This window comes from Micromonospora sp. KC207, from assembly GCF_004348615.1.
Classification (GTDB): Bacteria; Actinomycetota; Actinomycetes; order Mycobacteriales; family Micromonosporaceae; genus Micromonospora.
Window position 1 is genome coordinate 1 of record NZ_SMKJ01000471.1, and the last position, 3,240, is coordinate 3,240.

Sequence of the window (3,240 nt, forward strand, 5' to 3'; positions counted from 1 at the left end):
CTCCAATGCGCTGAACGCCACCCAGACCATCTGGCAGTTCTTCAGCGCCCACCCCAAGCCCGCCGGCGGCTGACCGCCGGCCACGCCGCGCGCTGCCGGGCATCCCTGCCCCGGCGGCGCACGGCGGTACCCCCGCACCCCCAGACAGGAGAGAAGATGCCCAGCAGAGACGGGCCGGCCGTGGTCGAGGTCGCCGACCTCGTCAAGCGCTACCCCCGCAGCGACGCCAACGCCGTGGACGGGCTGTCGTTCACCGTCGCGCCGGGCGAGATCTTCGGACTGTTCGGGCCCAACGGCGCCGGCAAGTCCACCACCGTCGGCATCCTCACCACCCGGCTGCGGGCCACCGGCGGCCGGGCCCTGGTCGGTGGCGTCGACGTCGGCCGGGATCCGGCGACCGCCCGCGCCCAACTGGCGGTGGTGCCCCAGCACAACAACCTGGACCGCGCCCTCACCCCCCGGCAGAACCTGGTCTACCACGCGACATACCACGGGCTGCCCCGGCGGGAGGCCGAGACCCGGGCCGAGGAGCTGCTGGAACGATTCGGCCTCACCGAGCGGGCCGACCGGCGGATCGAGGCGTACTCCGGCGGGATGGCCCAGCGGCTGATGATCGCCCGGGCGCTCACCCACGACCCCACGGTGCTCTTCCTCGACGAGCCGACCAACGCCCTCGACCCGCAGACCCGGCTGCTGATCTGGAGCCAGATCCGCCAGCTACGCGAGCGCGGCGTCGCGATCGTGCTCACCACCCACGCCATGAACGAGGCGGCCCGGGTGGTCGACCGGGTCGGCATCGTCGACCACGGCCGGCTGCTCACCCTCGACACCCCGGAGAACCTGGTCCGGGGCCTGGCCGGCGACGCGATCCTCGACCTCACGGTCACCCCGGCCCCCGCCGACGACCCGGAGGCCCTGTGCGCCGCGCTGGGCGAGCTGGACGGCGTACGCAAGGCGGAGCGGCTGGCGTCGCCGGCCGCGCCGGCGGGTTGGCGACCCGGTGCGGGCCTGCCCGGCGGCGGGCTCGCCGCAGCCGGTGCCGGCGGCGGCGCGGCGCTGGCCGCGCTGGCCGCCCGGGCCGGTGGCGGGGCACGGGCCGGTGGTGGCGGCCTGGCCGCTCTGGCCGGCGCGGGCCTGCTCGGGCGGGGTGGTGCGGCGGGCCGCAATGGCGGGGGCCCGGCCGGTCGCGGACGGCTGCGGATCCGCCTGCACCTGGCCACCGACCCCGCCGCGCTGCTCGGCGCGGCGGTCTCCGTGCTCACCGGACGGTCGGCGGCGCTCAACGCCATCGACATCGGCGAGCCGAGCCTGGAAGACGTCTTCATCGAACTGACCGGAAGGGAAGCACGGTGACCGCTCTCGACACGCCGACCCCGCTGCGACCGGCGGTCACCCCGCGTCCCCGACCCGGCGCCGGTCGGGTGTTCGCCGCCGTGCTGCGCCGCGACCTCATGGTCACCGGCAGGGAACTCTGGGTCATCCTGGTGCAGGTCGGGCTGACGCCGCTGTTCATGCTCTTCGTGTTCGACACGATCCTCGGCGGGCAGGGCATCGTCGGGCGCGACTTCGCCAGCTTCTTCCTGCCCGGGATCATCGCGCTGGCCGCCCTCACCACCGCGTTGCAGAGCGTCGCCCTGCCGCTGGTGAAGGAGTTCGGCTTCACCATGGAGATCGAGGACCGGCTGATGGCCCCGCTGCCGACCGGCCTCGTCGCGATCGGCAAGCTGGTCATCGCCACCGTCCGAGGGCTGCTCGCGGCCATCCTGATCTATCCACTCGGCGCCCTGGTGGTCGGCTCGGCGCCGTGGCGGCCGGAAGGACTGCCCCTGGCGTTCGCGGTGGCGCTGCTCGGCGCGTGGATCGGCGGCGCGATCGGGATGAGCCTGGCCACCACCCTGCCGGTGCAGCGGATCAACGTCACCTTCTCGGTGATCCTCACCCCGATCATCTGGACCGGGTGCATTCACTACCCCTGGCCACGGCTGTCGATGCCCTGGTACCAGGTGGTCACCGCGCTCAACCCGATGACGTACGTCTCGGAGGGGGTGCGCGGCGCGCTACTGCCCGGCGTGCCGCACATCCCAGCCTGGGTGTGCCTGAGCGTGCTCACCGGGGTGGCCGTGGCGCTGACCTGGCTCAGCGTCCACTGCTTCAGTCGACGGGCGATCCAGTGACCGCCCGGGCGTTTCCCACCGGCCCCTGCGAGGAGCTGCCATGCCGACCCTGACCCCACCGGAAACCGACGCGGGCCTCGCCCGCCGGCTCGCGGCCCGCGCCGGCGAACTGCTGCTGCGGGTACGCGCCGCGCACAGCCACGGCGATCCGGCCGCGCTGAAGGCCGCCGGCGACCAGGCCTCCCACGACTTCCTTCGCGCCGAGTTGGCGGCGCACCGTCCGGACGACGCGGTCCTGTCCGAGGAGGACGAGGACTCCCGCCTGGTCGGCCGCGCCGACGGGGCCGGCCGGCTGACTGCCGACCGGGTGTGGATCATCGACCCGCTGGACGGGACCCGGGAGTTCTCCGAGGAGGGTCGCTCGGACTGGGCGGTGCACGTGGCGCTCTGGGCGCGTGACGCCGGGACCCCGCACCGCCTCGTGGCGGGGGCGATCGGGCTGCCCGCGCAGGACCGGGTGCTGGCGACCGACGACCCGCCGGCCGCCTCCCCCGGCCCCGGCGCGCCCCTGCGGCTGGCGGCCAGCCGCAGCCGACCGCCGGCCTTCCTGACCGACCTGGCCGGAGAGGTCGGTGCCGAACTGGTGCCGATGGGCTCGGCGGGGGCGAAGATCTCCGCGGTGATCGATGGTGCGGTCGACGCGTACATCCACGCGGGCGGCCAGTACGAGTGGGACTCGGCCGCTCCGGTGGCGGTGGCCACCGCCGCCGGGTTCCACGCGTCCCGCATCGACGGCTCCCCGCTGACCTACAACCAGGCCGACCCGCGCCTGCCCGATTTGCTGGTCTGCCGCCAGGAACTCGCCGCGCCGCTGCTCGCCGCCCTCGGGCGGCAGCTCTCCGGCGCGGCGGCCCCGGGCGGCTCCGGCGTCCCCTCTACCGGAAAGGACACGCGATGAGCAGCGGATCGGCTGCGTATCAGGTCTCCCAGCTCGACGAGCTCGAGGCGGAGAGCATCTTCGTGATGCGTGAGGTGGTTGCGGAGATGGAGCGGCCGGTGCTGCTCTTCTCCGGTGGTAAGGACTCGATCGTGATGTTGCGGTTGGCGCAGAAGGCGTTCGCGCCGG

The 3,240-nt window shown here is 74.2% G+C and carries 3 protein-coding genes and 1 pseudogene; all 4 read left to right on the forward strand.

Going from position 1 to position 3,240, the window contains the following annotated elements; translation table 11 throughout:
- Nucleotides 1-156 precede the first annotated feature (156 nt).
- Nucleotides 157-1,353, forward strand: coding sequence for an ABC transporter ATP-binding protein (locus tag E1258_RS31385; protein WP_132407460.1), 1,197 nt, complete (start codon nt 157-159; stop codon nt 1,351-1,353).
- On the forward strand, nt 1,350-2,174 hold the full coding sequence (locus E1258_RS31390; protein WP_085986099.1) for an ABC transporter permease: 825 nt from the start codon (nt 1,350-1,352) through the stop codon (nt 2,172-2,174). The genes E1258_RS31385 and E1258_RS31390 overlap by 4 nt, the downstream gene beginning before the upstream one ends.
- A 40-nt stretch (nt 2,175-2,214) precedes the next feature.
- Entirely contained in the window at nt 2,215-3,072 is an 858-nt protein-coding gene (locus E1258_RS31395; RefSeq protein WP_132407462.1) for a 3'(2'),5'-bisphosphate nucleotidase CysQ, read from the forward strand.
- Nucleotides 3,069-3,240 (forward strand): annotated as a pseudogene (locus E1258_RS31400) (sulfate adenylyltransferase small subunit); the annotation flags it as partial. The gene E1258_RS31395 and the pseudogene E1258_RS31400, both read left to right, overlap by 4 nt.

Excerpts from the sequence above, each read along its gene's own strand:
- E1258_RS31385 (WP_132407460.1), top strand. The coding sequence starts at position 157 with ATGCCCAGCAGAGACGGGCCGGCCGTGGTCGAGGTCGCCGACCTCGTC.
- E1258_RS31395 (WP_132407462.1), top strand. The coding sequence starts at position 2,215 with ATGCCGACCCTGACCCCACCGGAAACCGACGCGGGCCTCGCCCGCCGG.